Raw genomic sequence first — 6,170 nt, forward strand, 5'->3', positions numbered from 1 at the left:
GCCCCGCAAGCGTCGACACCGCCATTGCCGGTCTCCGGCTCCGCTTCGCTCCACCTCCGCCCGGCAATGGCGGCGGACACAACAATGCACTAACAATCACCCCGGACCACCCGGTGGGGGCTGCTCAATCGAGCTGGCCGGTATCTGGTCCAGATCGACGGGGTTGCCCCCTGCCGAGACGTTACCGGAATTGAGGTTGATGAGCGCGGAATTATGTCGCCGTTTACCGTTCACCAGCACCAGGACATGCACCCCGGACAGTCCACGAAGACCGGCAGGACGGGCTACGCTGTCGAACGACGAGCTGCCGACCTGTTGGGCCTGAAAGGACGGCACCAACTGGGTCAGGACGTCGCGCAGCTGCAAGCCACCTGACAGGCGAGCAATGTCCTCACCGCTGATGACGTCGATCGGGGTTGGGCTGGACGCGACCGTGCGCGGTTGCCCGCGCGAGCCGGTCACGACGATGTCGCTGCCTTCGCCCGTGTCAGTTGGAGCGGCAAGAGCATCGCTTTGCTGCGCCTGAGCGAGCGCAGGCGTGAGCGAGGCAACGGAAAGCGCCAGAAGGCTAGGTACGATATGCATGGAAATCTCCGCTGTGCAGCGTGATGGGTAAGAGCGCGGGCGCGCGGCCGTCAGCGGACAGCGTCGAAGGGTGGTGCTTTTGTCAGCGGCTTGGGCTGATGTCGCGGCACGACGATCTGGCCAGCATCGACGAGCAGGATGCCGTCGCGAAACACCTTGTCGACCTTGCGCAGCGCCTCGATATCGACATCGGGCCGACCATCGACGACAAGAATGTCGGCAAGCTTACCTGCTGTGATGCTGCCCAGCTTGTCGTCCATGTCGAGGATTTGGGCGTTGGTCAGCGTCGCGGTACGAAGCGTCTCCGCTGGCGAATAGCCGCCGTGGATGAACCATTGCAGCTCGGCGAGGTAGACGTTGGGGACCAACTGGTTCGCATCGCCGATCGTGTCGGTTCCGATCCCCATGACGATCCCGGCCGCCTTCATCTTTCGGAAGACGTCGAAGTCAGCCTGCGCGGATAAGGTGAAACGCCTAGAGGTCGACCCGTAAAAGCCACCGGAGCGATCGAGTACGTTCTGGTAGACCTGGAGCGTCGGGACCGATGCCGTATGATGCCGCGCCATGGCCCGGATTGTGTCGTCCGTGCGGGGCAAAGGATGCTCGATGATATCGACGCCGGCATCTACTGCGAGGGCGGTGTAGACCGTCTCACAATCACAGGTGACTTTCAGGCCTAGGCGATGCGCCTCATCGACGGCCGCTGCAATCTCGTCGGGTGAGAAGTGGCTTGCCACCTTGATGATGGTGGCGCCGCGCTTGAATGTTTCCCGCACGGCGCCCCGCCAGGCATCAGCGCCGTTGCGTTCCCAAGCATAGTCGGGGCCGTGGCTGGGCGACACCGGCCGTTCGGTCGCGTGGCCCCCAGTCCCCGTGATGATATGCCCGGCAGTGAACACGCGCGGCGCTGGAATACGATTGGTCGCACTCCAGTCGGCCAGAATGTACGGAGCATCCGCGACGCCGTTCAGATCGCGAACCGACGTGATGCCGGCTTCCAGCATCCAGCGCAGGTTTCTAGCCCCCCGCAGCACGCCGTCACCTTCGCTCGCCTGTAGGTCGATCGGCGTCGTGCTATCCGGATAGGTCAGATGGACGTGAAGATCGATCAGGCCAGGCAGGACCGTCTTGCCACCGACATTGATGACCCGGGCGTCCGCCGGCCAGTCACGACGGCCCGCCGGCCATATTGCGGCGATCTTGTTGCCCTCGATGAGCACGGTAGCAGGTGCTGACCGGGCGGATTTAGCATCGAAAACCAAGCCACCGACCAGAACGGTGACGGCTTTTGCAGCGGTGCTTTCCTTGACCGGGATTCGCTGAGGGTCGTCGGTCGTAGCCGTCTGAATGATCGAACGACGATCGTTCAAAGGCGTCTGCGCAATACCACCCGTCGCGCCTAACGATGCCGCACACATGGCTAGGAGGGCTGCTACCCCCGTTTTTTGGCGGCGTAGCGATGCGATGACGCTGATATTCAAATTTCTACCTTTGCCCTTTTAGAGTTAATTCCCCCATATCGAGTAGGGATTACAGGTAGTTTTGCTTGAAGGGCGCAAGCCAGCGCTATGAAAGCCGCTGCCACCAACCGACGTCGTGCCACTGCCCGAACTTCTGCCCTACCTCCCGGTAGATACCCAGCGGCGTGAAGCCCATGCTCTCATGGAGCGCGACGCTGCCGGGATTAGGCAGCGCGATGCCCGCAAACGCGGCGTGAACTCCGCGCTCGGTCAACTCCGCGATCAGCCTTGAATAGAGGGCGCGTCCAACCCCCGTCCGGTGGGCCTGATCGGCGATGTAGACCGTGACATCGACCGACCACCGATAGGCGGCGCGGGATCTATGCTGGCTGGCATAGGCGTATCCGATGACTTCGCCGTTTCGCTCGGCGATGAGGTACGGATAATTTTCCAAGGTCGTGGCGATCCGCTCCCCCATCTCAGCGATCGAGGGCGGGACCTCCTCAAAGGAGATAGCAGTGCCCTCCACGATGGGCGCATAGATCGCCTGGACGGCAGCCGCATCCGCTACATTGGCCGTGCGAATGGTCGGGATGGCTGTCATGAGACTTGGCCTTGTGGAGCAATGGCGATGCTGGACAAATCTGTCGCTGGGTCGACCGGCACGCCGGCTTCCTTCCGCTCGGAATAGCGATCGACCAATTGCGCGGTATGTGGGCGCAGCAGCACCGTGAAGCGCACCAGCTCCTCCATTACGTCGACGATCCGGTCGTAATAACTCGACGGCTTCATGCGGCCGGCATCGTCAAATTCCTCGAACGCCTTGGCTACCGATGACTGGTTAGGGATCGTCACCATCCGCATCCACCGACCCAGCACGCGCAGCGTATTGACGCTGTTGAATGACTGCGAGCCGGCAGACACCTGCATTACGGCAAGCGTGCGGCCTTGCGTCGGACGCATCCCGCCCATCGAGAGCGGTAGGTGGTCGATTTGCAGCTTCATGATGCCGGTAATCTGCCCATGCCGTTCGGGGCTGCACCAGACTTGCCCCTCTGACCACAGCGACAGCTCGCGCAGCTCGTGAACGGCCGGATGATCGTCACCGGCGTGCTGATCGGGCAGCGGCAGAGTGGACGGATCAAAGATGCGGGTTTCGCATCCAAAAAACCGGAGCAGACGCGCCGCTTCCTCGACACATAGGCGCGAGTAGGATCGCTCGCGCAGCGATCCGTAGAGCAGAAGGATACGCGGCGCGGGATCGAGCGGGCCAAGACCCAAGGCTGGCCGCTGGATGGCATAAGCAGGGTCAAGCGCTGGCAGGCTATCGGGATCAGCAACGGTACGGAGCGGCATCAGAGGGTTTTCGCAAGATAGGAGGCCGAGGCGGGGCACAGCGACGTAAATTCGCGTGAGGCGGCTATTGCCGGGGGCGCGGCGTCGCGATCGGCGTCGATATAGCCGAGCGCCCGAAAGAACGGTGCGGCCGTTGTTGTCAGCAGATGGAGGCGGCAGATACCAAGATCGCGTGCCTGTTGTTCGAGAGTGGCGACCAACGTTCGCCCCAAGCCATGCCCCCGATGATTGCCCAGGATGACGATCGAGCGAAGCAGGCGATCGGTCCCCCGCCCCTCAAGGCCACCGTAACCCACGAGGCTATCGGCATCGAACCGGAAGAACATACGATCCGGCTCAGCGAGATCGGAGTTGGGCAGAGCAGCCATATCCAGAGCCTGCGCCAACCCGCCCAGCTCGCTAGATTCCAGTGGCGTGATGGTCAGTTCTGTCATGCGATGCTGATCCTGATCGCCAGCGCCGCGAGCGTGATGAGCAGTACCGGCACGGTGAGCGTCACGCCGACGCGGAAATAATAACCCCATCCAATCCGCACGCCTTTTTGGCCGAGGACATGGAGCCACAGCAGCGTGGCGAGTGAGCCGATCGGCGTCAGCTTGGGGCCGAGGTCGCAGCCGATCACGTTGGCGTAGATCATCGCTTCCTTGACCACCCCTGTCGCGTGCGCGGCGTCGATCGACAGCGCGCCCACCAGCACGGTCGGCATGTTGTTCATCACCGACGACAGCACGGCCGCGATCACGCCGGTTCCCAGCGCCGCGCCCCACGCACCGCCTTGCGCGGTGTAGTCGAGCAGCGCCGCCAGATGATCGGTCAGGCCGGCGTTCCGCAGGCCATAAACGACCAGGTACATGCCGAGCGAGAATATGACGACCTGCCACGGCGCGCCGCGCAGCACCTTGCTGGTCTGGATGACATGGCCCCGCCCCGCGATCACCAGCAGCAGGATCGCGCCGGCAGCGGCGACGGCGCTGACCGGCACGCCAAGCGGTTCAAGCAGGAAGAAGCCGGCGAGCAGCAGGGCAAGGACGATCCATCCGGCGCGGAAGGTCGAGGCGTCGCGGATTGCGGCACCGGGCGCGCGCAGCGCCCCCACGTCGTAATCTCGCGGTATATCACGTTGGAAGAAAATCAGCAGCGCGCCCAGCGTGGCGGCGATCGACACGAGATCGACCGGCACCATCACGGCTGCGTATTCGCCGAACCCGATCCGGAAGAAGTCGGCCGACACGATGTTGACGAGGTTCGAGACGACCAGCGGCAGGCTGGCGGTGTCGGCGATGAACCCCGCCGCCATGACGAACGCCAGCGTCGCCTTGTCCTTGAACCCCAGCGCCCGCAGCATCGCGATGACGATTGGTGTCAGGATTAGCGCCGCACCATCATTGGCGAATAGCGCGGACACTGCCGCACCCAGCAGCACGATCAGGACGAACAGCCGGCGACCATGCCCCCCGCCCCAGCGGGCGACATGCAATGCCGCCCACTCGAAAAACCCGGCTTCATCGAGCAACAGGCTGATGACGATGATCGCGACGAACGCGGCGGTCGCGTTCCAGACGATGCCCCATACTACCGGCACGTCGGACAGGGTGACGACGCCGGCAAGTAGCGCCACGACGGCTCCGCCTATCGCGCTCCACCCGATGCCGAGGCCCTTGGGTTGCCAGATGACAAGCGTGATCGTCGCGACGAAGATCAGGACGGCAAGCAGCATCAGACGACGCGCTGGCCTGAGGCATCCACCACCTGTTCGCCGTCTTCCTTGGCGAACGCGCCGAGCTGGCCGCTAGGCAGCAGATCAAGCACTGCTTCAGAAGGGCGACACAGCTTCACGCCGAGCGGCGAGACGACCAGCGGCCGGTTGATGAGGATCGGGTGGGCCATCATCGCATCCACCAGCGCTTCGTCTGACAACGCCGTGTCGCCGAGGCCCAGCTCCGCATAGGGCGTTCCCTTCTCGCGCAGCAGCTCACGCGGCGTCATACCGGCGCGGTCGATCAGCTCGACCAACAGCGCGCGTGCAGGGGGCGTCTTTAGATACTCGATGACATGCGGTTCGATGCCGGCATTGCGGATCATCGCCAGCGTGTTCCGCGAGGTGCCGCAATCGGGGTTGTGATAGATGACGATATCGACGGCCACGGGGCGTCCTTTCAGCAGCAGGGGGCGAGTTCGGCGATGAGCGGCGCGCACAGTTCCGCGTTCCCCGCGCAGCAATCCTTGACGAGGAACAGCGTCAGCGCGCGCAGACCGTCCAGATCGGCGCGATAGATGATCGAGCGACTATGCCGTTCGGAGCGGATCAGGCCAGCGCGCGCGAGAATGCCGAGATGCGCCGACATGGTGTTCTGGGGCACGTCTAGCTGACGGGCTATTTCACCGGCCGCCATGCCGTCGGGTTCGTGACGGACCAGCAGGCGGAACACATCCAGGCGCGTTCCCTGTGCCAGTGCACCAAGCGCAACAATAGCCGAATCTTTTTCCATATATCCAGCATAGCAGATATATCGATTGGCGCTACTGTCTCGCGCTTGTTAGTAGCTCAGGTGTTCCACCACTCACCCGCAACAGGTTTTCGGGAGGACCAAGAGCGTCCCAAAATGCGATCGATTCAGAGAACCGCCGCGTCGTCTCGCAGGCTGAGCAGCCCCCACCGGGTGGTCCGGGGTGATTGTTAGTGCATTGTTGTGTCCGCCGCCATTGCCGGGCGGAGGTGGAGCGAAGCGGAGCCGGAGACCGGCAATGGCGGTGTCGACGCTTGCGGGG

The 6,170-nt window shown here is 63.3% G+C and carries 9 protein-coding genes and 1 pseudogene; 1 reads left to right on the forward strand and 9 read right to left on the reverse strand.

Annotated elements, in window-relative coordinates:
- On the forward strand, positions 1–93 hold a 93-nt coding region (locus MF607_RS22130; protein WP_242117239.1), incomplete at its 5' end, for an integrase catalytic subunit.
- Positions 94–96: 3 nt separating this feature from the next.
- Here the strand turns inward: MF607_RS22130 and MF607_RS22135 are convergent.
- The 9 genes and pseudogenes from MF607_RS22135 to MF607_RS22175 all read right to left on the reverse strand — a co-directional run.
- Positions 97–585: a TonB-dependent receptor plug domain-containing protein gene (locus tag MF607_RS22135; protein ID WP_242122335.1), complete on the reverse strand. Its 489-nt coding sequence runs from the start codon at positions 583–585 to the stop codon at positions 97–99.
- Between the two features lie 50 nt (positions 586–635).
- Positions 636–2,066: an amidohydrolase family protein gene (locus tag MF607_RS22140; protein WP_242122336.1), complete on the reverse strand. Its 1,431-nt coding sequence runs from the start codon at positions 2,064–2,066 to the stop codon at positions 636–638.
- A gap of 85 nt (positions 2,067–2,151) precedes the next feature.
- Positions 2,152–2,649 (reverse strand): arsinothricin resistance N-acetyltransferase ArsN1 family B, encoded by a 498-nt coding sequence (locus MF607_RS22145; RefSeq protein WP_242122337.1) that lies wholly within the window; start codon positions 2,647–2,649, stop codon positions 2,152–2,154.
- Positions 2,646–3,401 (reverse strand): arsenical resistance protein ArsH, encoded by a 756-nt coding sequence (arsH, locus tag MF607_RS22150; protein WP_242122338.1) that lies wholly within the window; start codon positions 3,399–3,401, stop codon positions 2,646–2,648. The genes MF607_RS22145 and arsH overlap by 4 nt, the downstream gene beginning before the upstream one ends.
- On the reverse strand, positions 3,401–3,835 hold the full coding sequence (gene arsN2 / locus MF607_RS22155) for an arsenic resistance N-acetyltransferase ArsN2 (protein ID WP_058755833.1): 435 nt from the start codon (positions 3,833–3,835) through the stop codon (positions 3,401–3,403). Before arsN2 ends, arsH begins: the two co-directional genes overlap by 1 nt.
- A complete protein-coding gene (locus MF607_RS22160; protein ID WP_242122339.1) occupies positions 3,832–5,118 on the reverse strand; it encodes an arsenic transporter in 1,287 nt (428 codons plus the stop codon). Before MF607_RS22160 ends, arsN2 begins: the two co-directional genes overlap by 4 nt.
- Entirely contained in the window at positions 5,118–5,546 is a 429-nt protein-coding gene (gene arsC, locus MF607_RS22165; protein ID WP_058746513.1) for an arsenate reductase (glutaredoxin), read from the reverse strand. The genes MF607_RS22160 and arsC overlap by 1 nt, the downstream gene beginning before the upstream one ends.
- A gap of 11 nt (positions 5,547–5,557) precedes the next feature.
- The gene (locus tag MF607_RS22170; RefSeq protein WP_058746512.1) at positions 5,558–5,890 is read right to left on the reverse strand and encodes an ArsR/SmtB family transcription factor; all 333 of its coding nucleotides are present in this window, start codon (positions 5,888–5,890) and stop codon (positions 5,558–5,560) included.
- 188 nt (positions 5,891–6,078) lie between these two features.
- Positions 6,079–6,170, reverse strand: a pseudogene (locus MF607_RS22175) (integrase catalytic subunit); the annotation flags it as partial.

This window comes from Sphingomonas lacusdianchii (assembly GCF_022664395.1).
In the GTDB taxonomy this organism is placed as follows: Bacteria; Pseudomonadota; Alphaproteobacteria; order Sphingomonadales; family Sphingomonadaceae; genus Sphingomonas; species Sphingomonas lacusdianchii.